Origin of the sequence: Streptomyces sp. NPDC003036 (genome assembly GCF_040611175.1) — a bacterium.
In the GTDB taxonomy this organism is placed as follows: Bacteria; Actinomycetota; Actinomycetes; order Streptomycetales; family Streptomycetaceae; genus Streptomyces.
The window spans coordinates 34,430-58,608 of sequence record NZ_JBEXNO010000024.1; the positions used below are offsets into that span (position 1 = coordinate 34,430).

Genomic DNA, 24,179 nt, shown 5'->3' on the forward strand with positions numbered 1-24,179 from the left:
ATTACGCAAAGGAGTCGTTCTGCTCGTGCCCGAATTTGCGGCTCGGGGTGCCACATGGCTACGGACAGAAGCACCGTGACCAGGGCGAAGAAGGAAGTAGAAACGGCTGCGATCTGCGCATCAATTCCCATGCAACGGAGAGTACAAGAAGCGCGGAATTCACTAATTTACCCCCATGCGGTCGCGGCATAAAGTTATATGTGTCAACCCTGCGGGAAACCGCTGATCAAGCGCACCGAGTGCGCATTTTGGGCCACCCCCCGGCCGAAATTAGCTGTGGCGTAGTTCACACGGCGACCCTAGTTGCGATCTGCTTGTTTCGTTTCATAAAGGGATATTCCGGGGGGTGCCGTGCCCATTCACCCCGCCATGGCCGAGGATCTCTCGGCCACCGTCCGCGACCTGTACGCGGACGCCGAGCAGCGGCTGCTCGCGCTCGTCGCGCGGCAACTCGCCGACGGATTCGAGGCCCCGGGGTGGGCGGTCGCGAAGCTGGCGGCGATTCAGCCGCTGCGGCGGGCGGCGGCGAGCGTCGTCGACGTCCTCGCGTCGGCGATGCAGCTTGAGGTGTTCTCGGCCGTGACCGAGGCGTACGACATCGGAGCGCGGGCAGGACTCGTCGAGCTCGGCGCTCTCTCCGACGCCGACGCCCGCCGGGCCGCCGACGGCACCCCGAACACTCGGGCGGTCGACCGGATCGCCGCCGAAACGGTCGAGCTCGTCACCGCGACCCATCGGGGCATCCTGCGCGGCGTGCTCGATGCCTTCCGGCAGGTCATCGCCGCCGTGGTCGCGACGCCGCTGCTCGGGATCGACACTCGCCGGCAGGCCGCGCAACGGGCGATGCAGCAGTTCGCCGACCGTGGGCTGACGTCGTTCGTCGACAAGAGCGGCCGGTCGTGGCAGATGACGAGCTACGCGGAGATGGCCGTACGGACGGCCGTTGGCCGTGCTGCGGTCGAGGCGCACGGTGACCGGCTGCGCGCCGCCGGTATCACTCTGGTGATCGTTTCCAACGCCCCTCATAACTGCCCGCTGTGTGCGCCGTTCGAGGGGAAGGTGCTCGCGCTCGACGGTCCCGGCGGTGCTCGGACGATCGAGGTCGAGCACGCCATCGATGACGACCGCACCGTGCGGGTGCATGTCGCCGGATCGCTCGACGAAGCGCGGCGCCAGGGGTTGCAGCATCCCAACTGCCGTCACTCGACGAGCGCGTTCCTGCCCGGGGTGACCCGCGTCCCGGGCGAGCAGTCCGAGGACCCCGACGGGTACGCCGCCTCACAGCGGCAGCGCGCGATCGAGCGCGCCATCAGGAAGTGGAAGAACCGGGCCGCGGCGGCGATGACGCCCGAGGCCAAACGCGCGGCCGAGGCGCGGGTGCGGCAGTGGCAGGGTCGGATGCGCGAGCACCTCTCGCAGCACCCCGAGCTCATCCGCCGGCGCGAGCGCGAGCAGCCCGGGGCGGGCAACCTCCCGAGCAGCGCGACCGCGCCGCCGGGCGATACGGTCCAAGCCGCTCGCGTGCGGGCAGGTGACGACCGCACTCTGCCCGAGCTGACCGACGAGCAGCTCGGCGCGGCGATGCGCCCCGGGGTGCTCGACGAGCGCGACCTCGACCGCATCCGGGCCGAGGGCGACCGCCGCGACCTCGCGGAGCTGCTCGACCGCATCCGCCCCGGCGGGCGCATGGTCGACAACCTCGCCGAGTTCAGCGACGACGAGCTCGCCCGGGTTGCGCCCCACCTCGACGACGAGCAGATGCTGCGCGTGATGGCCGAGGCCGACCGGCGCGACATCGACGCCGCCATGCCCGAGATCCGCCCGGATCTGGTCGGCATGTCCGAGCGCGACCTCGCCGCCCGCGCCCGCAACGTCCCCGAGGACGGTCCGGCGATCGGGGCCGAGGTCCACCGCCGCCGCGCCCTGGCCGAGCTGTTCCCCGGCGGGCAGCTCGCCGCCGACCTGTCCGGGCTCGGCGACGAGCTGCTCGTGTGGGGCATCCGTTACGCGAGGCCCGAGGACGCCGCGCGGATCGCGGCCGAGATCGACCGCCGGCACCCGCCCGCGCCTCCCCCACCGCCCGTCGGGGCGACGGTCGCCGACACTCTCGCGGCGCGCGACGCCCTCGACGCCGCCATGCATCCGATCCGCCTCGACGACCCGCCGCCTGCCGACCCCGACGAGTGGGGTCCGTACGGCGCCGACGTCGAGCGCGGCCCGGACGGCACCGAGGACATGTCCGCCGTCGAACGGTGGGCGTACGAGCTTGAGCTCGCCGAGCGCGCCGCGCGCGAGGCGTACAGCCGCGACGAGATCCGCGAGATGTACCAAGAGCACATCTACGTGCAGTGGCTCGCCGCCGAGGACTACACGCGCGGAAACCTGCTCAACCGCAAGGCGCGGGCCGCCGACGTCGACCCCCGGTCACTGTTCAGCGGCCCCTCGCACGTGGCCTACGCCCGCGCGAGCGAGGACCTCATCAGGTTCTGGGAAGAGGTCTCACCCCGGATCACCCTCGCCGAGTTCACCGAGCAGGTGACCGGCGTCCGCACCGGCGCAGGCGAGACCGCCCGCCATGCCCGCGAGGACCAACGCCGCAAGTTCTAGGGGGTGATCGCTTGGGCTTCCGCGAGGATGCCCTACGGGCTCGGCAGGCCGGTCTCGCCGCCGCCCGAGCCGGGCACCCGCCGACCGTCTCCCCCCGCTTCAACGACCCTCGGCTGCGCGCCGCTTGGGTGGGCGGCTACGTCGCCGCCGAAATTCCGGAAGTTCCTCGGACAAGTCCTCGAACCAGTCCTCGAACGTCTCCTCGGGCTGTGCCACCTGAAATTGGTACGCGCTGACTCGCGGCTGCGTCGTGTTCTCCAGACGCCGTACCGCAGCCTCGGTGAGCCCCTCGGAGCAGATCAAGACGCCCTTGTGCGCCCCCACATCTACGAGTTTCGAGATGAACTCTTCGACCGTCCCGAGTCCCACCGGGCGGGCGTAGTCCTTGCACTCCCACACGATCAGGATCGTTTCCCCCGCCAGCCTGCCGCGCACAAGCACGTCGATCTGCCGAGGGCGACCGCTCAAGAGGCCGGGCAGATGCTGGTCGTGTTCGACAGTCACGCCCGGGTCTAGCTGCCTGACGTACTCGGCGACCGCCTTCTCGTACACCCGCCATTTGGGGTCCGTCGCCGCGTGATCAGCAGACCTTGTCATGCCCCGACCTTAGACACCCTCACTGACAACAGGGAGAGCCCACCATGTCCGGACGCGTCCTTGATGACGTTCTTCCGCTGCATCCACGTACCGGCGACCGCGCCCTCGGTTACCGCCGGGACGGCCGCCCGATCTGGCCCATCAAGGGCGGCTCGGGAGAGGGCGGCGACCCCGCCGCCCCGCCGTCCGGTGACCCGAACCCTGCCCCCGGCGCGCCGCCGGCCGCCGATCCGGCCGCCGAGCAGCAGCTCGCCGAAGCGACGACCCGCGCCGAGCAGGCCGCGGCCGAGCGCGACGAACTGCGCGCGGCTCTCGACGCCGTGACGCGAGCGCTCAACCCGAACGGTGGCGAGAGCGAGCAGGACCCCGCCGCCCTGGCCGCCGCCGTCGCCGAGCGCGACCGGCTGCTCTCCGAGCACGCCGCCGAGCTGCGGACCGCCCGGGTCGAGCTCGCCGTCGCCCGGGTCGCCGCCGACGAAGGAGCGCGTGGCGACCGGCTGCTCAACTCGCGCTCCTTCCTCACCTCGGTCGCCGACCTCGACCCGCTCGACAGCGGGTTCGCCGACAAGCTCACCTCCGCGATCAAGGCGGCCGTGGACGCCGACCCCGACCTCTATCGCGCCAACGCGACCCCGCCCCGAGGGGGCGGCGAGTTCAACGGCCCGCCCGCCGGCGAGCGACGCGCGACCACCCTGCACGACGCCGTCGCCGCCCGCATGAGCAGCGGCTGACCCTCCAAGGAGAAACGTTTTGCCTACCTCTCTCGCCGAGGCCCGGAACAACGCTCAAGACGATGTCGATCTCAACGTGATCGACGAGTTCCGCAAGTCCTCGGACATCCTCGACCGGATGACGTTCGACAACACCGTGAGCCCGACCGGTGGCGGCGACACCCTGACCTACGGATACCGGCGCCTGATCACACAGGCGACCGCCGAGTTCCGAGAGCTCAACACGGAATACGCCCCGGGCGAGGTCACGACGCAGCGCTACGACGTCGACCTCGTGCCGCTCGGCGGTAGCTTCCGAGTCGACCGGGTGATCTCCCGCATCGGTGCGACGGCGTCCGGCGCGGTCGCACTGAACATGAGCCAGAAGATCAAGGCGAGCCGCGCGAAGTTCGCGGACGCCGTGATCAACGGTGACCGATCCACGGACTCGAAGGGGTTCGACGGGCTCTCGCGCATCCTCACCGGTACCGACACCGAGTACCTGCCGCTCGCGAACGGGGTCGCGTCCGGTTACCTCGACTGGACGGCGATCAACGACAAGGCCGCCGCCCTGGCCGCGCAGCGCCACATCGACAACTGGCTCGCCACCATGGACGAGATGCCGGATGTGATCTACGGCAACCGAAAGACGCTGAGTCTCTTCAAGTCCATCGCCGCGTGGACCGACCAGCTCGACAAGGGCACCGACGCATTCGGCCGCCCGGTCAACATGTACAACGGCATCCCCCTTATCGACCTCAAGAGCAAGGCAGGCTCGAACGCCGACGTCATCGGGCTCGTCACCCGCGACCCCGACGGCGCCGGAACGGGCGGGAACGTGTCTGGCCTCGGTGACCTGTTCGCAATCAGGTACGGGCTCGACGGTTTCCACGGTGCCTCGGTCGCGTCCGTTCCCCTGGTGCAGACATGGCTGCCCGACTTCAACAGCGCCGGTGCCGTCAAGCTCGGCGAGGTCGAGATGGGGCCGCTCGCCCCCGTGCTCAAGGCGACCCGCGCCGCGGCCGTGCTGCGCAACATCAAGAGCGCGTGATGCCCATGAACGTGCGCATCACCGCCCCGATCAGCGACTACACCGGCGACGGGCCCGGCGGTCTCCACTTCATCGACGGCACCGCCACCACGGACGACGTGGCGATCATCGGCTACTGCCAGGGAGCCGGGTACACCGTCGAGCCGCTCGACGACGAACCGCCGGGCGAGAACCCCACCACCGAGCCGGACGGCCCGCCAGACGACAAGTCGGCGGGCCGTTCCGGTTCCCGCCGCGCGAGGGGGTGACCTTGGCCCGACAGCCCTACACCACTCCCGAGCAGCTCGCCGCATGGCTCGGTACCCCCGCCCCGCCCGAAGCCGACCGGCTGATCGCGCGGGCCGGCGAGGACATCGACTCGGCGCTGCTCACCGCGATCTACCCCGTCGACGACGACGGCGACCCGACCGACCCGACGATCGCCGTCGCCCTCGGGTCGGCGGTCTGCGCACAGGTCGAGTTCTGGCTCGCCGCCGGCGACGACGGCACGGGCGCCTCGGGCAAGTGGGACTCGGTCTCGATCGGGCCCGTGTCCCTGTCCGGCCGCGCCGCCTCGACATCCGGCGCGTCCGGCGTCGAGCTCGCCCCACGGGCCGTGCGCGCGCTGCGCCGCGCTGGACTGACGCCCGGGGAGGTACAGCAGTGGTGACCCGCGTTCCGCCGTCCCTGCTCCGCCACCGGGTCGGCGTCGAGCCGTACGTCGGCGACTCGGCGTACGGGCCGACGTACGGGCCGAAGGTCGAACACCCCGCGCTCGTCGGCGAGGCGGTCCGCACCGTGCGCGCCGCCGACGGCCGCGACGCGATCAGCACCGCGCAGATCATCGCCGCCCCCGGCATGGACTGCCCGCCCGGCTCGCGCGTCACCCTGCCCGGCGGGCGGATCACGACCGCTATCAGCACCGCCTCGCACACCGCCCCGGGCCTACCGGTCCCCGCCTCCACGGAGGTGATGTGCGAATGAGCCGGCAGCGATCCCGCCTCCGACTCAACGGCGACGCAGTGCTGCGCGGCACCCGCGCGGGCGCACTGCGGGGACTGCTGCTCGGCGCCGAGCACGTCCTCGCCGAGTCCCGCAAGCTCGTCCCGATCAACGAGGCGACCCTCGAACGGTCCGGAACCGTGTCTGTCGACGGGCAGGAACTGACGGCCGCCGTCTCGTACGACACCCCGTACGCCGTGCGGCAGCACGAGGAACTCGGCTACCGGCACGCCCCCGGGCGGTCGGCGAAGTACCTCGAGCGCCCGATGCAGAGCGAGGCGGCGACGGTCGCCGCGCTGATCGCCGCGCAGCTTCGGCGGTCACTCCGTGGCCGCTGATCTGCTCAACGCGGTCGCCCGCTACCTCGACGAGCAGGGCCTGCTCGTCTACGACCCGACCGGCACGAGCGGCGACTGCTTCATCGAGACCCTTCCGCCCGAGCCCGCCGAGGCGGTCGGGCTGTGGCTGTACGACGCCGGGCCGCAGGACACGCGCAACGCCTACGACACCCGGGCGCTACAGGTCCGCGTGCGCGGCACGGCCGACCCGCGCGTCTCGCGCCGCCGCTGTGAGGCGATCTACGGCGCGTTGCACGGGCTCGCCGGCGTCGAGCTGCCGGGCGGCGTGTGGCTCATCCTCGCCGCCGCCCGCTCCACCCCGGCCCCCATGGGCACCGACGCGACCGGCCGTCACGAGCACGTGCTGAACCTCGCCGTCGACGTCGCCAACCCCACCACACACCGCACCGAGTAAGGAGGTACCGCCATTGGGCCGCCCCATCGACGCCCGAGGCTGGATCTTCGAGGTTCGCGACGAGGTAGCCGCCACCGAGACGTGGCTGCGCATCGGGAACCTGACGAGCTGGAACCGCAACGAGTCGGAGAACGAGGAGACCGCCGACACCACCACGAACGACAGTGAGGGCTATTACGAGCAGGACGTGATGCAGCGCGGCGCGACGATCGAGGTCGAAGGGCTGTACGCGCAGGTCACGACCGGCACGCCCGACCCCGGGCAGGCGTACATCGACAACGAATGGACCTACCGACTCGGCGCCGACTCCCGGGGCCGTATCCGGTGGCGTCACAAGTCGCAGAACGTATGGGTTCTGTGGGATGCAACCGTGACCCCGGGCGAGCAGTCCGGCGGCACGAACGATAAGACCAGTTGGGGCGCCACGTTCACTCGGTGCGGCAAGCCGACGACGGCGGCGGTCGCGGGAGGTACGACGTGACCGAGAACCCCCGCGACCTGGCCGCCGAGCAGCAGGGCGACGTCGCCGACTTCGACGCCTTTTTCTCCGAGCAGGCCGAGCAGCGCACGGGCGTACCGCTCAAGCTGTACGGCCGCGAGTACACGCTGCCGACGAGCCTCCCTCTGCTGTTCACGCTCCAGATGGAACGGCTCAAGGACTCGGCCGACCCCGACGACATCCGCAAGATGCTTGCGTCACTGTTCGGACCGGACGCGCTCGACGCGTGGGCCGAGCACGGCATGACCGACCGGCAGCTCGGCGTCGTCCTCGTGTGGTCGACCGCGAACTGTCGCACCCCCGGCTCGGTGACGATGGCCGAGGCCGCGCGCCTGTACGACGAGCGCGAGAACGGCTCGGCGGGAAAAGCCCCGGGGAACCGGGCAGAGCGCCGGACCAAGAGCAAGGGGAAGAAGCCGGCGAGCTCTGGCAGGCGGTAGTCGCGCACTGGGCTGCGGTCGAGTCCGACCTCGCCCGCGAGTACCACCTCGGCGCCGAGCAGCTCGCGCGCCTGTCGACCCGGCGGTTCCTTGTCCTGCTCGGTGGACTGCCCGCCGAGTCGGCGTTCGGCCGCCTGTGGCAGCGCACGCCCCGCACCGTGACCGACCCATCAGAGATCGCACGACTCACCGGAGTGCCGATGGATCACTGAACAACTGAATAGCGCCGAGGGGGTGATCGCCCCTTGGCCCTCACGATCGGTGAGCTCACAGGCTTCATCGACCTCGACGATTCCGGCGCGCAGCGCGGCGTCGAGGCCACCGAGGCGGCGCTGCGCGAGTTGCAGCGCGGCACCGACGGGCGGCTGCGCGACATGCGCGGCCGGTTCGTCGCCGAGGCCGCCGAGATGGGCGCCTCGCTCGGCGAGGGCGTCGGCGACAGCGCCGATGAGGCATCCGGGCGGCTCGCGCTGCTCGGCAAGGCGGTTGCCGGGATCGGCGTCGGACTGCCCGCCGTCGCGGCCGTCGGCGTCGCGGTCGGCGGACTCGCCGCCGCGGCGGCGTCGGCGCAAGCTGCGGTCAAGGCGTTCACGCTCGCCGCCGGACCGCAACTCGAACAGGTCACCGGAGCGTACGAGCTCTACACCGCAGCGCAAGAGGCCGCGGCCAAGGGCGGCGAGGAAGCCGCCGCCGCACAGAAGGCGTACAGAGACGCCCTCGCCGAGATGCCGCCGGCGACGCGCGAGACCGCGCGGTCGTTCATCGGCCTCAAAGAGGACGTCAAGCAGTGGTCGGACTCGCTGAGTTCCACCACGATGCCCGTTTTCACCAAGGGCATCGAGCTGCTGCGCGACTTGCTGCCGACCCTGACCCCGTTCGTCAAGGGCGCGGCAGCCGCGTTCAGCGGGTTCCTCGACGAGGTGCGCGCCGGGGTCGAGTCGGCGCCGTTCAAGCGGTTCGCCGCCGACATGGGCGAGTCCGCCGGGCCGAACCTCGCGAACTTCCTCGACGTTCTCAAGAACATCGCGGTCGGGTTCGCCGGCATCCTCTCGGCGTTCATGCCGGTCTCGACCGGCATGTCGGGCGGGCTCGCCGACCTGACGGCCCGGTTCGCCGCGTTCGGGCAGGGACTGCGCGACTCCTCCGGGTTCGAGGCGTTCCTCGACTTCGCGCGCACCGGGGCGCAGACCCTCGGCAACCTCGGCGGCGCCGTCGCGAACCTGCTCGTCGCCCTCGCCCCGCTGCTCGGCACAACCGCACTGCTGATCAACGCGTTCGCGCAGGTGATCAGCGCAGTGCCGACCCCGGTCCTGTCCGCTCTGGCGATCGTGATCGCCACGGTGACGATCGCGGTCAAAGCGTGGACGCTGTGGCAGACGCTCAGCTCAACCGCCACGCGCGCGTGGGCGGCGACGCAGGCCGCTTGGAACGCCGTCATGGCGGCGAACCCGATCCTGCTGGTGGTCGGGTTGATCGCGCTGCTCGTCGCCGGCGTCGTCCTCGCCTACCAGAAAAGCGAAACGTTCCGGCAGATCGTCCAGGCTGCTTGGTCCGGCATCCAAGCAGCGGCCTCGGCCGCCTGGGAGCTACTAAAGGCGGCGTTCGACGGGATCGTGTCCGCCGCCGGGTGGGTGATCGATTTCGTCAAGGCCAACTGGCCGATGCTGCTCGCGATCCTGACCGGGCCCATCGGGATCGCGGTCGGCCTGATCGTCAAATACTGGGACAAGATCAAGTCCGGCTTCTCCGCAGCCTGGGATGCCGTGCGCAACCTCGGTGCGTCCGCCATCTCATGGGTGGCCGGGCTCCCCGGCCGCATCGTCGGCGCCCTGGCGAGTCTCGCCTCGAAACTGTGGAACACCGCGACGGCCGCGTTCCGCCGCTTCCGCGACGGACAGATTCAGCTCGCGCTCGCCGCCGTCGACTGGCTGCGCGGACTGCCCGGCCGCATCACGTCCGCCCTCGGCTCCCTCGGCTCCCTCCTGCTCGACAAGGGCAAGGACATCGTTCGGGGCTTGTGGAACGGCATCAAGTCCATGGGCTCTTGGATCAAAAGCAAGGTCATGGGCTGGGCCAAGGACATGATCCCCGGCCCCATCGCGCGTGCGCTGGGCATCGCGTCCCCGTCCAAGGTCATGGCTCGCGACGTCGGCCGCTGGATTCCCGCCGGTCTCGTGCGAGGCATCGAGGGCGGGCAGAGCGCGGTCGACCGCACCATGCGCCGACTCGTCACCCCGCCCGCCGTCCCCGCCATGGCACAACCCGCCGTCGGCGCGTACGGGGCCGCGGCACAGGGATTCGGCTCGAACATCGCCGGCGGCGCCTCGGTCCACATCGAGCACTGGCACGGCGGCGAGCAGACACCCGAGCAGAACGCGACCGCGCTCGCTTGGCACATGAAGGCAAGGGGGTGATCAGTGGCCCCCGGCGACAAGGTCACCCGTCCCGGACACGTCCAGTTCGGCGACGAGCTGCTGCTCGGCCCCGACACCCCTTATCGGTGGCGCTCCCTGTCCGGGTGGGAGGAACTGCCCGCGCTCGACTCGGGCAGCGTCAACCGCGCCGATGGGCACGGCAGTTACCCCGGTCGGCTGCTCGCGCAAGCGCGCACGGTCACTCTCGACGACGTGATCGTGCGCGCCCCGAGCGGCACCATCGGTGCCGTGGTCCGCGCGCTGAACGCCGCGACCGCCTTGAACGACGCCGAGCAGCCGCTCGTGATCTGGCTCGACGAGCGCGGCCCCCTGCTCTCCTTCGCTCGGGTGGTACGCCGTGCGATCCCCGTCGGCAACGGCTACCGGCTCGGCACCATCACCGGCGCTGCCCTCCAATGGGAAGCGAGCGATCCGCGCCGACACAGCTTGATCGAGCAGCAGGCGACTACGAGCCTGCCCTCTCCCGAGCCGGGCCTCGACTGGAACAGCAACCCCGGCCCCGAGGGGCTGACCTACCCGCTCATGTTCGGCAACCCGGGCAGCACCGGAACCCTGCTCGCGGTGAACGACGGCGACGCCCCGAGCCACCCGCTCGTGGCCATTCGTGGCCCGGTCTCCCGACCGTCCTTGACCAACCTCCGCACCGGCGAGGTGATCGAGTACGACATCGACCTCGCAGCCGACGACGAGCTGTTCGTCGACACCCGCGACGGCACGGTGACGCTCAATCGGACCGCGTCCCGTCTCTACACCGCGACCGCCCGCAGCATGCCCGAGCAGCTTTTCGCCCTGGCCCCGGGCATGACGTCGCTCGTCTTCCGCTCTGCCCCCGGCTCCACCGACCCTCGCGCCTCGGCATCCATCCGGTGGCGCTCCGCCTACTGGTAAGGAGGACCCCGCCTTGACCGTACGCGCCGGATGGCTACTTCCGAACGGGCAGACCCGCGAGGACACGCGCCTAGTGCCTCTCGGCACCATGGCGCCTGAGACCGCGATGACCACCCGCGACGGCGTGATCGCCGGCGGGAGCGCGCTGAACGCGACCGGCGTCGGGACCATGCAGATTCAGATCGCCGTCGGCCGCGCCCTGGTGCAGGGCACCGAAGCACAGGGCGCCTACCCGGTCGCCGTGACCGCTCCCGAGACCCTCACCGTCGCCGACGGCAACGCACAGAACCCGCGCATCGACGTCGTGGTGCTGCGCGTCTACGACTCGCTGTACGGCACCGACGGCCAGACCCTCGCGCGGGTCGAGATCGTTGAAGGGCAGCCCAACGCGTCGCCGACGCCGCCCCCTCTGCCCTCGGCCGCGCTCCGCCTGTGGGAGATCACCGTTCCCGCCGGGGTGTCCGCCGGAACCGGTGGCATCCAATGGTCGAGCGCGCTCGCCGACCGGCGCCGCTACACGTCCGCGTACGGCGGGATCATCCCCCGGGGATGGGGGCTCAGCTTCGCCGGCGCTTACCCGGGGCAGTACCGGGACAACGGCAACGGGTTGGACCGGTGGGACGGCTCGGCGTGGCAGACCCTCGACCCCGTCATCGGGTGGACGCCCGTCACCCTCGCCACCGGCTACACCAACAACGGCAACGCCCAGGGGAGCGTCCGGTACCGGCGGATCACGGTCGGCGGCGTGCCGCACCTGCAACTGCGTGGCGGCGTCTCGTGGACGACGTCCGGCTCGCCGCCGAACAGCGGGAACCTGCTCGCCTCGGTGTTGCCGGCGAACTGTCGACCGGCGTCCCTCACGTCACTGCCCATCGCCGCCGGCGGCGTCGACATCAAACTCGACGCCCAGACAGGCGGGCAGCTTCGGCTCATCGGCAGTACCGGGCTGACCACGTGGGCGGCGCTCAGCGGTGTGCAATACCCGCTCGACGCGTGAGGGGGTGATCACGTGATGGCCCCGACGTACCGTGTCGTGCTGTGCGATCTACGCACCGACCAGGTGCTCGACGTCCTGCCGGTCACCGACGTCTCTCTCGACGACTACATAGGCAAGATCGGCAGCGCGTCGGCGACCATCCCTCTGCCGAACCGGGCGGTCGCCGCTCGGGCCCGCGCCGCTGTCGAGCCGGGCCGTACGGCACTGTGGGTCGAGCGCGGCTCGGAAATCTGGTGGGGCGGCGTGCTGTGGACCGCGAACCTGACCAGCAGCACGCGCGGGTTTCTCGGCCTACAGGTGCAGGCGGGCGGATGGGCGTCGTACCTCGATCACCGCGTGATCCTCCACACGCTACAAGCGGTGCAGGTTGACCAGTACGACATCGTGCGAGGGCTGATCGACTACGCCGCCAGCCTGCCCGGTGGCGACATCGGTATCGAGTACGACGCCGAGCAGCTCTCAGGCGTGAAGCGCGACCGCACGTTTCGCCGTTACGACGTGCCGCGCATCCGCGAGGTGATCGACCAACTCGGCGCGGTAGAAGGCGGGTTCGAGTGGCGCATCATGTCGTACCGCGACGGCAGCGGCCGGCGGGTCAAGCGCTTGCAGCTCGGCGCCCCGATCCGTACCGGTGCGAGCGAGGTCGTCCTCGACCACCCGGGACCGATCCTCGCCTATGGGTGGCCGGTCGACGCGACCGTGCAGGCCAACACATGGCAGAGCCGCGGCGCATCGGACAACGCGAACCAGACGAAAGAGTCCCTGCCCCTGATGAGCGCGCCACTGGTCGATACCGACCAGCTCGCCGCCGGGTGGCCCCGCCTCGACGGCACCTCGGACTACTCCACCGTGACCGAGCAGCCCACGCTCGACGCGCACGCGCGCGCCGACCTGGCCGCCGCCCTGCTCCCGCAGACGATCCCCGAGGTAACCGTCGCGCTCGACCGCACGCCGTTGTCGCCCGCCCTGCTCGGCGCCACCGTCCGCGTGCGCATCCGTGACCTGTGGTGGGCCGAGGGGCTCGATCAGCGGTATCGCGTGGTCGGACTCGCGATCTCCCCACCTCTTCGCGGGCGACCCGAAACCGCCAAACTGTCTTTGGAGGCCGCCTAGTGGCAGCGATCCCTCAAGATCTCCTCGACCGCATCCGAGCCCTTGAGCGCGAGGTGCGCACCCTCACCGGCCGGGCCAACATCCGTCCCGCCCTGAACGAGATCACGAACGGCCCCGTCAAGATCGCCGAGGGTGGTTCCCTGGAAGTCTCCGCCCCGGACGGCACCCCGATTTTCCAAGTGGGCGCGCTCTGGGATGGCGCCTACGGCGTCAAGATCCAGCGATCCGACGGCACCCTCGCATTCAACGTGGGTGGCTCAGGCGAGGGCTCCAACATGGTCCGTACGTTCTCCCGTGCGGGCGCCGTGATTCTCATGGATGACTACTACTCCCCCGAGTTCCTCGGTCGTCCGTGGATGCCGATCCAGCTTTTCCCGACCAAGCAGCAGGGCACCGAGGGCACGACCTACCAGTACGCATGGGTCGGCGGCGCCCCCGCGCACAATGCCGTCGCCGTCATCAATCTGTCGAGCATCGCCAGTACCGGCGGCGGTCAGGTCCGAATCAACATGATCCCCCGGGGCGGCGGCGAGGTAGCGGTCGCCGAGTACGACATCCCCGCCAACACGTGGGTGAACAAGACCATCGAGCAGCCACTCAACGGCGTCGGGTTTCAGGACTGGGTCGGCTGGAACATTCAGCACCGAGTCAAGTCCGCCGGCAGTGGCATCGAGACCAGAGTGTTCCGTGCCTACACCCGGAATACCTTCACTGCGGACGAAGCGCCCGACCCGCCGCCGGCGAATGCCGCAGCCGAGGCGCAGCGGTTCCTCGGCGTCCCCGCCATGCCACCCGCCGAGGCAGCCACCGAGTCACCCCGACCTGCCCCCGCCGAGCAGGGGCTGCACACCATCGACGACTAAGGAGGGCGCCCCCTGCTGCCCGCATCCATTCCCACCGTGACCGTGCGCGGTCGCTTCCTGGCCCCGAACGGCGTCCCGCTGTCCGGGGCGATCGTCTTTCGCGCACCGGCGCAGCTCACCTTTCCGCAGGCCGACGTCATCCTCGGCGGCCCCGTGACCGTGCAGCTCGACGCACAAGGCAGTTTCGAGGTGACCCTGCCCGCCACCGACGCCCCCGACATGGACCCGTCCGGGTGGGCGTACATCGTGACCGAGCAGCTCGCGGGAATCCCCGTGGGCCGCTCGTACAACGTGCTGTTGCCCCGGGCGCAGCCCGAGGTCGACCTCGCCGACATCGCCCCGACCGACCCCGCGAAACCGAACTACGTCGGCGTACCGGGACCGACCGGCCCGCAGGGGCCGACCGGTGCGCCCGGCTCGCTGATCTACAGCGGCACCGCCGCGCCCGGCGCCGCCGTCGGCGTCGACGGCGACCTCTACGTGCGGTACGAGACGACCGTGTTCCTCGGGGTCACCTCAATGACCGTCTCGACATGGCAGAAGACGGCCGGCGCGTGGACGCAACTCGGCGGCGATGTCCGGGGCGCGGCGATCTACGTCAACAACACGACGACGCCCTCGACGAGCACCAAGCCCGGCGACCTGCTGATCAGAACGGACTCGGGCGACATGTGGCAGCGCAGCGCCTCGGGGTGGGGAAGCCCGATCGGGAACATCCGGGGTCCGAAGGGAGACAAGGGCGACCCCGGGGCAACCGGTGCCACGGGACCGGCGGGCGTCGTCCAGTCGGTCAACGGCAAGAGCGCGGCGGCGGTCGTGCTGAACGCCGTCGACGTAGGGGCCGTCGCCACGAGCGCCGCCGGGGCGGCTGGGGGCATCGCCACGCTCGGGGCCGACGGGAAGGTGCCCGCCGCTCAGCTCCCGCCGATGTCGGGCGGCGGCGCGGTCGACTCGGTCAACGGCAAGACCGGCGCGGTCACTCTCACCGCCGCCGACGTCGGCGCGCTCGACCTGGCCGCGGCCGACGCACGGTACGTACAGCCGTCGGGCATCCCCGTGACCTCGGTCGCGGGCAAGACCGGAGCCGTCACCCTCGCCGCCGCCGACGTCGGTGCCGAGGCCGCCGGAACCGCCGTCCTGCTCACCGGCAACCAGACCGTGGCCGGGGCCAAGACGTTCAGCAGCGTGCCGTCGAGCTCGGCCGCCCCCACCGCCGACAACCACCTCGCCCGCAAGTCCTACGTGGACGCAAGCGGGGGTGAGTTCAGACCGAGCGACCTCGGCCTGATCACGTGGGCGTTCGACCCCGCCCTCGGACACTCCGCCCCGCTCTACCCCGGGTCGGGGCCGATCCGGGTCACCGCCGTCTATCTCCGGTCAGCGGCATCCGTGACCAAGATCGCGTGGCACTTCGGCGGGTACGCCGGCGGTCTCGCCACCGGCTCGTGGGCCGCGCTCTACAACGCGTCGGGGGCACGGGTCGCGCAGACCGCCGACCTGTCGACCGCCGCGGCCGAGCCCGCCGAGGTCCACAACGCGGGCGGCGCGACCGTCTCGGTTCCCCTGACCGCCGCCTACTCCGCCGCAGCCGGTCTCTATTACGTCGCGTGGCGATTCCAGTACAACACCTCGACCGGCGACGGCCCGATGATGCTCGTCGCCGAGAGCTCGTTCGGCTCGCCGCCGAACGTCTTTGGACTGACTCCCGTCCGGCGATTCGGTTCGTACGCGACCGGCGGCGCGACCGCCCCCGCCTCGCTCACCCTCGCCTCGATGGAGAACGGCTCCAACAGGTTCTGGACGGCTCTCGCGTAACCCGTCCGACCCACATCTCGACGCCCCGCGCCCAATGGCCGGGGCTTTTCTATGCCCGGAGGGCCCTTTGAAGCTCATCACCCGCGCCCAGTGGGGTGCCCGCCCGTCCCGCTACCGGCTGACCCACATCAGCGGCACCAAGGGCGTGAAGATCCACTATGAGGGCACGCACGTGCCCGCCTCGCTCGGCCGCCCGGACGCGCACGACCAGTGCGCCCCGCGCGTGCGCGCGATACAGGCGAGCCACCTCGCCAACGACGAAGAGGATTACAGCGACATCGCGTACAACGCGCTTGTCTGCCCGCACGGCGCAGTGTTCGAGGGCCGCGGCGCGCACCGCAAGACCGGCGCCAACGGCACGGCCGCGCTTAACGCCGGGCACTACGCGGTGTGTGCGCTGCTCGGCAGCTCGGGACTGACCGAGCCGACCGACGCGCAGCTCTCCGGACTCCGCGACGCCGTCGAGTGGCTGCGAAGCGACGGCGACGCCGGCGACGAGATCAAGGGGCACCGCGACGGGCACCCGACCGCCTGCCCCGGCGGCCCGCTGTACGCATGGGTGCAGCGTGGCGCCCCGCGCCCCGGGGGCGGGGGCGGCACCGATACGCCCGTCCCGAGGTACGAGCCGTTCCCGGGCGTCGACTGGTTCAAGCGCAACCCGCGGTCGCCCATCGTCACGGCCATGGGTCGCCGACTCGTCGCCGTCGGCTGCTCCGCCTACCGCGAGGGCCCCGGGCCACAGTGGACCGAGGCGGACCGCCGCTCGTACGCCCGGTGGCAGCAGCGCCTCGGATACCGGGGCGCCGACGCGGACGGGTGGCCCGGCCGCAAGAGCTGGAACGCCCTCAAGGTCCCCAAGGTCTGACCACTACCCACCGTCCCGTCCGCGCTTCGCGGGCGGGGCGTCCCGTTTTTCAAGAGAGGAACCCCCATGACCGACGCTTCCCGCCGGACGCTGCGCACCATCGTGCAGACCGCGCTCGCCCTGGCCGTCCTGCTGCCCTCCATCGTCGACGCGTCCGGCATTCCCGCCACCCTGCCGTGGGTCGCCGCGGCGCTCGCCGTCGCCGGCGGTACCGCCCGTGTGATGGCGCTCCCTGGCGTGCAGACCCTGCTTCCGGCGTGGCTGCGCACCGCTCCCGACCGCGACGACGAGCTGCTCGCCCTCGATCGTGGCCCGGAAGGGCGCCCGTGACCGACCCGACCCCGGGCGACGTCGCCCTCGAACTGGAGCGGCTGCGAGCGACCGTCGAGACTGGGTTCGCCAAGGTCGACGGATCTCTCGCTCTGCTCGTGCAGCGGTCCGACCAGACCGACGCCCGTCTCGCCGATCACGAACAGCGCCTCGACGCCCTCGAAAAGAACCGGTGGCCGCTGCCGAGCATCCTCGCCGTGGTCGCCGTGATCGGCCTCGCTCTCACCGTGTGGCAGACCGCCACCCGCTGAGCACCCGCGCCCCCTGTACCGGCCGAGGTCGGTACAGGGGGCGCTGTCGTCGTTTCTGAGCACTTCCTGACCTGTAGCCCTCCACACTCACCGTGCCCGCTCTGTACCGTCGTGGGTATGAGCCCGACGGATGGAGCACGGATGCCGCGCCGACCGCTTGCAAGCCGCCGGCCCCTCACGGCAAGGGGGGCGCGTTGATGTTGGAGGAAGCCGAGGAAATCGGCCGCCGTGCCCGACGTGCCCGGCTCCGTCTTGGGATGCCGCAAGCTGACCTCGCCGCCGCTCTGGGGAAGTCTCAGGGGTGGGTGTCGAAGATGGAACGCGGGCATATCGAGCTCGATCGCGTCGGCCTGCTCAACCAAGTCGCCGCAGAGCTGCACGTACACCCCAATGACCTAATCGGTCGTCCGTACAACAGCTCTCCGGACGAGAACCAATGGCAGGTGGCTGCGTCATCCATCCTGCGCGAGCTGCGCCGCTACGACCTCGCCCCGGTGTTCGAGGGAACCCCTCGCCCATCCGGGCAACTCTGGCAGGAGACAACACGCTTGCATCGTCTGCGGGACGCTGCCGCGAACGTGGCGATCATGCAGGTTCTGCCGGACCTGTTCCGGGAAGCCCGCGCCCTGGCCGAAGTCTCAACCGGCCACGAGCGCGAGGAAGCGTTTGCGATCTACGCCGTGTGTTGCAAGTTCGCACACACCGCCGCGCACGCCCTTGGGCACCCTGAGCTTGTCGCCATGTCTTGCGAACGGGCGGCGTGGTCGGCCCGGCTTTCCGGTGACTCCGTCATGCCCGCCGTGGCGGACTGGATGCGCGTATGGGACATGTGGGCGACCGCAGATTGGGCGGACGCCATCGCTCTATCGGATCGAGCCATCGCCACCGTTCAACAGGGGTTCGATCAAGGTGAGCCGCTCGCCATGCGCGCGTGGGGATCACTGCAACTGCGAGCCGCCGTCTCCGCAGCGCGGGGTAATCGCACGGCGGAGGCAGAGGAACGGGTCAGTCTCGCCAGAATGGCCGCCGAACGGTTGAGCGGGTACGTCGGACCCCCGATCTACGACCGGCACTCGCTCACGTTCTCACCCGGCAACGTCCAGATCCATGCAATCAGCGTCGCTCTTGAAATGGGCGAGCAGCGCAAGGCCCTGGCCATAAGTCGGCGTACGTCGCGTGACTTGGTCGCCGCGCTCCCCAACTCCCGTCAGGGCCACCACCACATGGACCTTGCTCGTGCATGGCTGTGGGATGGGAACCGCGACAAGGCGTTGCAAGAACTAGAGACCGCCGAACGCATCGCCCCGCAGCTCATCCGGAACCATCCCATCGCCCGGTCAACGCTGCGCAGCATCGTCTACGCCGAACGAGCAGCCACCCGCGAGAAGCTGCGTCGCATGTCAGACCGCTTCCACCTCGACGGATGAGGGTGATATTCCTCCGGTTCATATTCGGCCCCTAGCCCCCTCCTAGCTTCGGAGCATGGCCGAACAGACCTCGAAGCAACTCCCCGGACGTAGCGTCGAGTTGAGCACCGGCGACTCGTTTCAGCCTCGACTCGGCGATCTCGCCCTCGACCTTGCCAGGGATGGGCAGATCGGCGTCGTGGTCGACTTACCGAGCGACAACGCGAAGTCATACCATCTGCGGCTGCCCGGGGGCGGGGGTGACTGGCGCGCGAAAGCCGACGGAACCACCCTGCGCCCCGTCGCCGTGCCGATCACCCACGTCACGCCCCAACGGCGAGACGCGATCTATGACCACCGCGCGCAGCAGGCTGCCCTACCGGTCACGATCCACCATGCCGACGGGGGCACTTCCGAGTCGCTGCTCGTCCTCAGTCCGGCGGAAGTCGAGATGTGTCATCTCCAACTCGACAAGATCATCGAGCAGCGAGAGGCCCGGGGGCTCGAGGCATGACGGCGGCCACCATGGCGCACCGCCCGCCGATCCCTCCCCGCCCGCTGGTTCACGCTCCCACCGTCTTTGGCTGTGAAATGAGCGCCCATGACCTCGCTGGCTCGCGCGAGATCATCCTCGCGTACTACCGGGCCACGTCCCCTCGCCTCGCCGCGCGGTGGATGCGCGCCGGGGCGCAGCGTCTCGCCCGGCTGCTCGCCCCGGACCCGTCCGCCCCGTACATGCAGCCGGCGGTGTTGGTCCCTGCCGATCCTCACAGCCCGAGACCCGACGGTGAACTGCTCGCGTGGGCCTACAGCGACGAGCAGTACGAGCACGCTCTGCGGGCCCTCGCCTGTGGTGTCGGTTACCTGATCAACGTCAGGGACTCCGACGCCCGGTACTGCGTGCGCGCTTACCCGCTGCGAGCTGTCAGGTCACCCCGATCCCCTGCCCCCGCCGGACGTCGCTCTCAAGCCCCGGCGGGGGCGGGACGGCACCGAGCGGCCCGGAAGTGGCCGTTTACCTCCTAGCCCCCGCCCCCGCGTCGATAACGGCTCCCCCCGGGCGCGGGGGCGGTGCGCCACCTGTCCAGAACCACCACCCGACCAAAGGGAAGTAAGTCATGGAGCAGTCCGAGGGCGCGTGCCTCGACGTTCCTCCGGGCCCCGGCTTTGTCGCCACCGTTGCGGCGGAGACACGAACCCGCAGCATCGACGGCTTCGACCTGGCCCAACTGCTCATCACCCACCCCGGGCCGCGCCGCGCGAACGAGACGACCGACACCGTCGAGGACGGTATGCGACGCCTCGCAACCGCGTTGCACCTTGGTTCCGGTGATGAAGCGCCACCCGTGATTGGCGCGCGACTCGTGATTCGCCGAGGGCGCGCCACTCTGGACTACGGCCACGACCGGTATGTGATGACGATCCCCTCGCCATCACATGACTGGTTGGAACTGGTGGGGCATGGCGGCCTGTGCCGTATCTGCCTTGTGACTGCTCCTCTCCCGCTCACCGCCAACGCGGAAGCGACCGAGGCCCATCTGCGCGCGAGCCTCGCACGTGGCCAAGTGATGTGGGGGACGACGTTTGCCCGCCGGCGGCCGTAAGGACTGGCCGCGCACAGACTCCCGCCCCCGCCGGACGCTCGTTCACTCCGCCGGCGGGGGCGGGGCGCCATCGCAAGACACCACCCACTCCCAGAGCGGAAGGACCGCGATGTTCAACTACGCCGACCGATTCCCCACCGGCACCCCGTTGCCGCAAGGCCACCTCACCCCGGCCCCGTGGGGCCTGCGCCGCATGGCTGAGTACCCGGCCACCGACGTGCGCGAGCACACCCGCGTCGAGCTCGACCCGGTCACCCAGACCGGCCGCTACCTCAACGCCGCCGGCGTCCCGGTCATGTCCCCTGGACACGGCACAAGCAGCGGCACCAACCCGTCGACTGGAACCTCTCCCGACGGCCACGGTGGCGGCGACACGGACACCGGGAACGACACCGACCAGTGACACAAGAGCATCGGCCGGTCGTCGTCGTCACCAACCTTGAGGACCCGACCGCAGATCTCGTGATCGCCGAGCTGCACGACCGGGGTGTCCCGGTCGTGCGGTTCGACTCTGGTGACTTCCCCGCTACCTTGTCGTGCTCCGCCCACATCGGCGGCGAACTGACACGGTGGAGCGGAAGCGTCGCGACCCCCTCTCGCGTCGCCGAGCTCGGCGACGTGCGGTCCCTGTATTACCGGCGACCGTCCGGGTTCGTGTTCCCACACCTCGACGAGCAAGACGCACGGTTCGCCGTCGCGCAGGCCCGATACGGGCTCGGCGGCGTGCTCGCGTCCCTCCCCGACTGCCTGTACGTCAACCACCCGAACCGCATCGGCGACGCCGAGTACAAACCGGCTGGTCTCGCCGCGGCTGCGGCGAGCGGGTTCAACCTCCCGCCCACGCTCATCACGAGCCGGGCCGACGATGCGCGGACGTTCGCCAAGAAGCACGGACCGGTGATCTACAAGCCGCTGTCCGTCCCCCTCTACCTTCGCGACGGTGTCTCTCAGACCGTGACGGTCGCCGAGGTCGACGCCGAGGAGATAGACGACTCTGTCGCAGGCACGATGCACCTGTTCCAAGCTCGCGTTCAGAAGGACGCCGACGTACGGGTGACTGTGGTCGGGGAACGCATCTTCGCTGTCCGCATCGACTGCGACCTGCTCGACTGGCGTACGGACTACAGCACCCACACGTACAGCGTCATCCCGACACCGCCCGACGTCGAACGCGCGATCTTCGCGTACCTTCGGCACTTCGGGCTCGTCTTCGGCGCTTTCGACTTCGCCCTGACTCGTGACGAGTGGATTTTCATCGAGTGCAACCCGTCGGGCCAATGGGCGTGGATGGAACCGCACACGGGCCTTCCCATGACGGCGGCCCTGGCTGATCTTCTGGAACGAGGAACACATGCCACCCGATGACCTCAACACACGCGCCGCGAATCTGCGGCAGCAGCTCGCCCGTCAGCTCGCCGCCGGCGGCTCGCTGCGCTCCACCGAGTGGCGAGCGGCCGTCGAGGACGTACCCCGACACGAGTTCCTCCGCGCGTTCTACGCGGAGAACCTCGACCCCGGGGCGACGGCTTGGACGCCGATCAGTGCCGAACTCGTGGGGGTCGGCGAATGGTTGAGCATCGCCTACAGCGACCAGACACTCGTCACCCAGTTTGACGGGCGCCCCCTCGACTGGAGCGGCCCAAAACCCGTCAGCAACGCGAACCCGACGTCATCCTCGACGCTGCCCTCGCTCGTCGTGAGCATGTTGGAAGACCTCGACGTCCACGACGACATGACCGTGCTCGAACTGGGCACCGGCACCGGCTACTCGACCGCCCTCCTGTGCCACCGCCTCGGCGACAAGAACGTGACGTCGGTCGAGACAGACAGGGACGTCGCCGATCGGGCTCGGATCGCGCTCGCAAGCTGCGGCTACTACCCGCGGCTCTTGACCAACGACGGCCAACACGGCCACGCCGGGCCCGCACCGTACGACCGGACGATCGCGACCTACGGCGTCCGCAGCGTGCCGTCGGCATGGGTCGAACAGACCCGGCCCGGCGGGCTGATCGTGACCACGCTTCGGGGATGGATGCGCTCGCTCGGGCTCGTCCGCCTCACCGTCGACGGGGAGGGGCGGGCAGAAGGCCCCTTCATCGCTGCTGAACCGCATTTCATGATCGCGCGACAGCAGGCGGCCCCCACGAGCATGGGCATGATCCCTGCACCGGAGGAAGGAAAGACCCGCGAGACTCGGTTCGGCCGCGAGCTGCTGTCCATGCCGGACAGTGGATTCCTGGCGCAGATCATCATGCCCAACGCGCGGCACTTCACCATGCAGGACGACAGCGGCACCGACCGCACGTACATCCTGGACGCCGAGAACGAGTCCTTCGCCGTTCTCACAGACCAAGGGGACGGCGCATGGACCGTGCGGCAGGGCGGCCCGTGCGCACTGTGGGATGACCTCGAAGAGGCCATCAGCCTGTGGCACGCCGCCGACTCGCCGGCGCCTACGGGGTTCGGTGTCACCGTGACCCCTGGGGATCAACGCGTGTGGCTCGGTTCCCCCGACGGGCCGAGCTGGGCCCTCCCCAAGTAAGCGTCGCCCCGTCACCACCCCGCCGGCGAGGGGTGGTGACGGGCGGCGGTCAGCTATCTGCCCCGGCCTCCGAGCGGTCGATGACGAAGCTCCCTCGTTGCGGCACGGTGCGGACGTAGCCCTTATCCCGCAGATGGCGAACCGCCGCTCGCGCCGTCTCCCGCGCGACTCCGTAACGCTGCACGAGAGCCGATTCGGACGGGATGCGTCGGCCGACCGGGATCTCGCCTTCCTCGATGTCCGCGATCACGTAGGCAGCAATCTGCACGTAAACCGGGGTCTCGGATTCGTGATCGATCTCGCGCTCGCTCATGCCTCGAAGAGTAGACAACCGGCCATGTTGAGCCACGTAGCCATACGTTGGCAGACGTAGGTAGACGAGGGTAGACAAGTTGGCTACCGTCGACGCCACGAAGAAGCCCCAGCAGCCGCGTCACCGGCCACCGGGGCTCGTCACCAGCTATCGAGGAGCTGACGACATGCGCGACCTTATCGCCCTCCTGCCCGGCCTGCTGTTGCTGCTGGGAGGCGCCGCCTTACTGCTGCTGCTCAACCCCAGCACAAAGAGCCCCGGCCGACACTCCGCCGAATACGTCCCCCCGCCCCGGGTGCGCGCCGACCTCTCCCCCTCCATCTGGCTCGCACCATGGGAAACGCCGCAGCCCCAGCACGTCACAGAGCGCAGCCTGCCGTTCGAGGACGAACTGCCCGCCGTCCGGCCCTACGTAGCCGGATTCCCCCCGCCGAGCACCGAGGAGGAGTGGCGGCGCGAACGACGCCGTGCGGCAGCGTTCGCACAGGCAGGGATGGACTACGCGTACACCTACCCGGGTGCGCCGATCTTCGCCGAGGTCGCGCCGTGACTGCGGTCTGCTGTCGCTGCCATCGAGAGACACACGCCCCCACGCCTGTGTGGTCCGTTGGCCGCCCGAGCGGCGGCCCCTTGACGCTGTCCGCGTGCCCGGATTGCGCCCCACACTGCACCCCCGCTCCGGTCCCGGACGAGCACGTCAGACGTCGGGGACTCTGAACAGCAGCAGGCCCCGCCCGGAACACCCCGGGCGGGGCCTCGCCGTTGACGCATCTAGTTCTCGGGGTCAGGCTGCGGCTCGACCGGCACCTCGACGCCGAGGTGCCGGTGCAGGTCGTAACGCGACACCTTGTACGCCCTCCCGTGGCGCAGGACACGCACCGGGTAACGGCCCGTCCGTGCAAGGTGGTAGCCGGTCGTTCGACCGAGGTGCAACGCCCTGTTGGCTGTCTCCAACGGCATGGCAACCGGAAGCGTCATCAGCTCGTCGTGTGTCATCCCCTGCTCTGCGGTGCTCATCATCGGCCCCCTGTGACATCGGTGTGCACGCCGGCCCATTCGTGCCGACCAGTGCCTAGATCAGCAACGTACGATCAAGAGTGGCGCTTTGCAACAGACAAA

29 protein-coding genes are annotated in these 24,179 nt (G+C 70.0%); 26 read left to right on the forward strand and 3 right to left on the reverse strand.

Going from position 1 to position 24,179, the window contains the following annotated elements:
• Positions 1–369 precede the first annotated feature (369 nt).
• Positions 370–2,607, forward strand: coding sequence for a phage minor capsid protein (locus ABZX67_RS19185; protein WP_355361614.1), 2,238 nt, complete (start codon positions 370–372; stop codon positions 2,605–2,607).
• Positions 2,608–2,706: 99 nt separating this feature from the next.
• On the opposite strand, the gene ABZX67_RS19190 is transcribed toward ABZX67_RS19185, so the two are convergent.
• Entirely contained in the window at positions 2,707–3,204 is a 498-nt protein-coding gene (locus tag ABZX67_RS19190) for a restriction endonuclease (RefSeq protein ID WP_355361616.1), read from the reverse strand.
• Between the two features lie 44 nt (positions 3,205–3,248).
• Here ABZX67_RS19190 and ABZX67_RS19195 point away from each other — a divergent pair, with 44 nt between their 5' ends.
• From ABZX67_RS19195 to tgmC, 24 genes are all read left to right on the forward strand, one after another.
• Positions 3,249–3,935 (forward strand): hypothetical protein, encoded by a 687-nt coding sequence (locus ABZX67_RS19195; RefSeq protein WP_355361618.1) that lies wholly within the window; start codon positions 3,249–3,251, stop codon positions 3,933–3,935.
• Between the two features lie 19 nt (positions 3,936–3,954).
• Positions 3,955–4,965, forward strand: coding sequence for a major capsid protein (locus tag ABZX67_RS19200; RefSeq protein ID WP_355361620.1), 1,011 nt, complete (start codon positions 3,955–3,957; stop codon positions 4,963–4,965).
• A complete protein-coding gene (locus ABZX67_RS19205; RefSeq protein ID WP_355361622.1) occupies positions 4,965–5,213 on the forward strand; it encodes a hypothetical protein in 249 nt (82 codons plus the stop codon). Before ABZX67_RS19200 ends, ABZX67_RS19205 begins: the two co-directional genes overlap by 1 nt.
• 2 nt (positions 5,214–5,215) lie before the next feature.
• On the forward strand, positions 5,216–5,614 hold the full coding sequence (locus tag ABZX67_RS19210; protein WP_355361624.1) for a hypothetical protein: 399 nt from the start codon (positions 5,216–5,218) through the stop codon (positions 5,612–5,614).
• Entirely contained in the window at positions 5,611–5,928 is a 318-nt protein-coding gene (locus ABZX67_RS19215) for a hypothetical protein (RefSeq protein ID WP_355361626.1), read from the forward strand. The genes ABZX67_RS19210 and ABZX67_RS19215 overlap by 4 nt, the downstream gene beginning before the upstream one ends.
• Complete coding sequence (locus ABZX67_RS19220) at positions 5,925–6,284, forward strand: hypothetical protein (protein WP_355361628.1); 360 nt, start codon at positions 5,925–5,927, stop codon at positions 6,282–6,284. Before ABZX67_RS19215 ends, ABZX67_RS19220 begins: the two co-directional genes overlap by 4 nt.
• Positions 6,274–6,699 (forward strand): minor capsid protein, encoded by a 426-nt coding sequence (locus ABZX67_RS19225; protein ID WP_355361630.1) that lies wholly within the window; start codon positions 6,274–6,276, stop codon positions 6,697–6,699. Before ABZX67_RS19220 ends, ABZX67_RS19225 begins: the two co-directional genes overlap by 11 nt.
• Positions 6,700–6,712: 13 nt before the next feature.
• A complete protein-coding gene (locus tag ABZX67_RS19230) occupies positions 6,713–7,180 on the forward strand; it encodes a hypothetical protein (RefSeq protein ID WP_355361632.1) in 468 nt (155 codons plus the stop codon).
• Positions 7,177–7,638 (forward strand): hypothetical protein, encoded by a 462-nt coding sequence (locus ABZX67_RS19235; protein ID WP_355361634.1) that lies wholly within the window; start codon positions 7,177–7,179, stop codon positions 7,636–7,638. The genes ABZX67_RS19230 and ABZX67_RS19235 overlap by 4 nt, the downstream gene beginning before the upstream one ends.
• 245 nt (positions 7,639–7,883) lie before the next feature.
• Positions 7,884–10,052 (forward strand): hypothetical protein, encoded by a 2,169-nt coding sequence (locus ABZX67_RS19240; RefSeq protein WP_355361636.1) that lies wholly within the window; start codon positions 7,884–7,886, stop codon positions 10,050–10,052.
• A 3-nt stretch (positions 10,053–10,055) separates the two neighbouring features.
• Entirely contained in the window at positions 10,056–10,961 is a 906-nt protein-coding gene (locus ABZX67_RS19245; protein ID WP_355361638.1) for a hypothetical protein, read from the forward strand.
• Positions 10,962–11,049: 88 nt separating this feature from the next.
• A complete protein-coding gene (locus ABZX67_RS19250; RefSeq protein WP_355361640.1) occupies positions 11,050–11,958 on the forward strand; it encodes a hypothetical protein in 909 nt (302 codons plus the stop codon).
• Between the two features lie 15 nt (positions 11,959–11,973).
• A complete protein-coding gene (locus ABZX67_RS19255; RefSeq protein WP_355361641.1) occupies positions 11,974–13,071 on the forward strand; it encodes a hypothetical protein in 1,098 nt (365 codons plus the stop codon).
• Entirely contained in the window at positions 13,071–13,934 is an 864-nt protein-coding gene (locus tag ABZX67_RS19260; protein ID WP_355361643.1) for a hypothetical protein, read from the forward strand. Before ABZX67_RS19255 ends, ABZX67_RS19260 begins: the two co-directional genes overlap by 1 nt.
• A 36-nt stretch (positions 13,935–13,970) precedes the next feature.
• Positions 13,971–15,749, forward strand: coding sequence for a hypothetical protein (locus ABZX67_RS19265; protein ID WP_355361645.1), 1,779 nt, complete (start codon positions 13,971–13,973; stop codon positions 15,747–15,749).
• 67 nt (positions 15,750–15,816) lie between these two features.
• Complete coding sequence (locus tag ABZX67_RS19270) at positions 15,817–16,614, forward strand: peptidoglycan-binding protein (RefSeq protein WP_355361647.1); 798 nt, start codon at positions 15,817–15,819, stop codon at positions 16,612–16,614.
• A gap of 66 nt (positions 16,615–16,680) precedes the next feature.
• On the forward strand, positions 16,681–16,944 hold the full coding sequence (locus ABZX67_RS19275) for a hypothetical protein (RefSeq protein ID WP_355361649.1): 264 nt from the start codon (positions 16,681–16,683) through the stop codon (positions 16,942–16,944).
• Positions 16,941–17,195 carry a hypothetical protein gene (locus ABZX67_RS19280; RefSeq protein WP_355361651.1) on the forward strand — a complete coding sequence of 85 codons (255 nt, stop codon included), beginning with the start codon at positions 16,941–16,943 and terminating at the stop codon, positions 17,193–17,195. Before ABZX67_RS19275 ends, ABZX67_RS19280 begins: the two co-directional genes overlap by 4 nt.
• A 197-nt stretch (positions 17,196–17,392) precedes the next feature.
• Entirely contained in the window at positions 17,393–18,622 is a 1,230-nt protein-coding gene (locus ABZX67_RS19285; RefSeq protein WP_355361653.1) for a helix-turn-helix transcriptional regulator, read from the forward strand.
• Between the two features lie 55 nt (positions 18,623–18,677).
• Positions 18,678–19,115: a hypothetical protein gene (locus ABZX67_RS19290; RefSeq protein ID WP_355361655.1), complete on the forward strand. Its 438-nt coding sequence runs from the start codon at positions 18,678–18,680 to the stop codon at positions 19,113–19,115.
• Positions 19,116–19,719: 604 nt separating this feature from the next.
• On the forward strand, positions 19,720–20,205 hold the full coding sequence (locus ABZX67_RS19295) for a hypothetical protein (RefSeq protein WP_355361657.1): 486 nt from the start codon (positions 19,720–19,722) through the stop codon (positions 20,203–20,205).
• A gap of 109 nt (positions 20,206–20,314) precedes the next feature.
• Positions 20,315–20,608: a putative ATP-grasp-modified RiPP gene (tgmA, locus tag ABZX67_RS19300; protein WP_355361659.1), complete on the forward strand. Its 294-nt coding sequence runs from the start codon at positions 20,315–20,317 to the stop codon at positions 20,606–20,608.
• A complete protein-coding gene (tgmB, locus tag ABZX67_RS19305) occupies positions 20,605–21,570 on the forward strand; it encodes an ATP-grasp ribosomal peptide maturase (RefSeq protein WP_355361661.1) in 966 nt (321 codons plus the stop codon). The genes tgmA and tgmB overlap by 4 nt, the downstream gene beginning before the upstream one ends.
• Positions 21,557–22,747, forward strand: a complete 1,191-nt coding sequence (gene tgmC / locus ABZX67_RS19310) for an ATP-grasp peptide maturase system methyltransferase (protein ID WP_355361663.1) — start codon at positions 21,557–21,559, stop codon at positions 22,745–22,747. Before tgmB ends, tgmC begins: the two co-directional genes overlap by 14 nt.
• A gap of 49 nt (positions 22,748–22,796) precedes the next feature.
• On the opposite strand, the gene ABZX67_RS19315 is transcribed toward tgmC, so the two are convergent.
• On the reverse strand, positions 22,797–23,060 hold the full coding sequence (locus ABZX67_RS19315) for a winged helix-turn-helix domain-containing protein (protein WP_355361665.1): 264 nt from the start codon (positions 23,058–23,060) through the stop codon (positions 22,797–22,799).
• Positions 23,061–23,139: 79 nt separating this feature from the next.
• On the opposite strand from ABZX67_RS19315, the gene ABZX67_RS19320 reads away from it, so the two are divergent.
• On the forward strand, positions 23,140–23,610 hold the full coding sequence (locus ABZX67_RS19320; protein ID WP_355361667.1) for a hypothetical protein: 471 nt from the start codon (positions 23,140–23,142) through the stop codon (positions 23,608–23,610).
• Positions 23,611–23,831: 221 nt separating this feature from the next.
• On the opposite strand, the gene ABZX67_RS19325 is transcribed toward ABZX67_RS19320, so the two are convergent.
• Positions 23,832–24,077: an integrase gene (locus ABZX67_RS19325; RefSeq protein WP_355361669.1), complete on the reverse strand. Its 246-nt coding sequence runs from the start codon at positions 24,075–24,077 to the stop codon at positions 23,832–23,834.
• Positions 24,078–24,179: the final 102 nt, after the last annotated feature.

Bases quoted from the DNA above. Each gene is read 5' to 3' on its own strand.
- ABZX67_RS19185 (WP_355361614.1), top strand. From the start codon at position 370: ATGGCCGAGGATCTCTCGGCCACCGTCCGCGACCTGTACGCGGACGCC.
- ABZX67_RS19190 (WP_355361616.1), bottom strand. From the start codon at position 3,204: ATGACAAGGTCTGCTGATCACGCGGCGACGGACCCCAAATGGCGGGTG.
- ABZX67_RS19195 (WP_355361618.1), top strand. From the start codon at position 3,249: ATGTCCGGACGCGTCCTTGATGACGTTCTTCCGCTGCATCCACGTACC.
- ABZX67_RS19205 (WP_355361622.1), top strand. From the start codon at position 4,965: ATGCCCATGAACGTGCGCATCACCGCCCCGATCAGCGACTACACCGGC.
- ABZX67_RS19220 (WP_355361628.1), top strand. From the start codon at position 5,925: ATGAGCCGGCAGCGATCCCGCCTCCGACTCAACGGCGACGCAGTGCTG.
- ABZX67_RS19250 (WP_355361640.1), top strand. From the start codon at position 11,050: ATGGCGCCTGAGACCGCGATGACCACCCGCGACGGCGTGATCGCCGGC.
- ABZX67_RS19255 (WP_355361641.1), top strand. From the start codon at position 11,974: ATGGCCCCGACGTACCGTGTCGTGCTGTGCGATCTACGCACCGACCAG.
- ABZX67_RS19275 (WP_355361649.1), top strand. From the start codon at position 16,681: ATGACCGACGCTTCCCGCCGGACGCTGCGCACCATCGTGCAGACCGCG.
- ABZX67_RS19285 (WP_355361653.1), top strand. From the start codon at position 17,393: ATGTTGGAGGAAGCCGAGGAAATCGGCCGCCGTGCCCGACGTGCCCGG.
- ABZX67_RS19290 (WP_355361655.1), top strand. From the start codon at position 18,678: ATGGCCGAACAGACCTCGAAGCAACTCCCCGGACGTAGCGTCGAGTTG.
- ABZX67_RS19295 (WP_355361657.1), top strand. From the start codon at position 19,720: ATGGAGCAGTCCGAGGGCGCGTGCCTCGACGTTCCTCCGGGCCCCGGC.
- tgmA (WP_355361659.1), top strand. From the start codon at position 20,315: ATGTTCAACTACGCCGACCGATTCCCCACCGGCACCCCGTTGCCGCAA.
- tgmC (WP_355361663.1), top strand. From the start codon at position 21,557: ATGCCACCCGATGACCTCAACACACGCGCCGCGAATCTGCGGCAGCAG.
- ABZX67_RS19315 (WP_355361665.1), bottom strand. From the start codon at position 23,060: ATGAGCGAGCGCGAGATCGATCACGAATCCGAGACCCCGGTTTACGTG.
- ABZX67_RS19325 (WP_355361669.1), bottom strand. From the start codon at position 24,077: ATGAGCACCGCAGAGCAGGGGATGACACACGACGAGCTGATGACGCTT.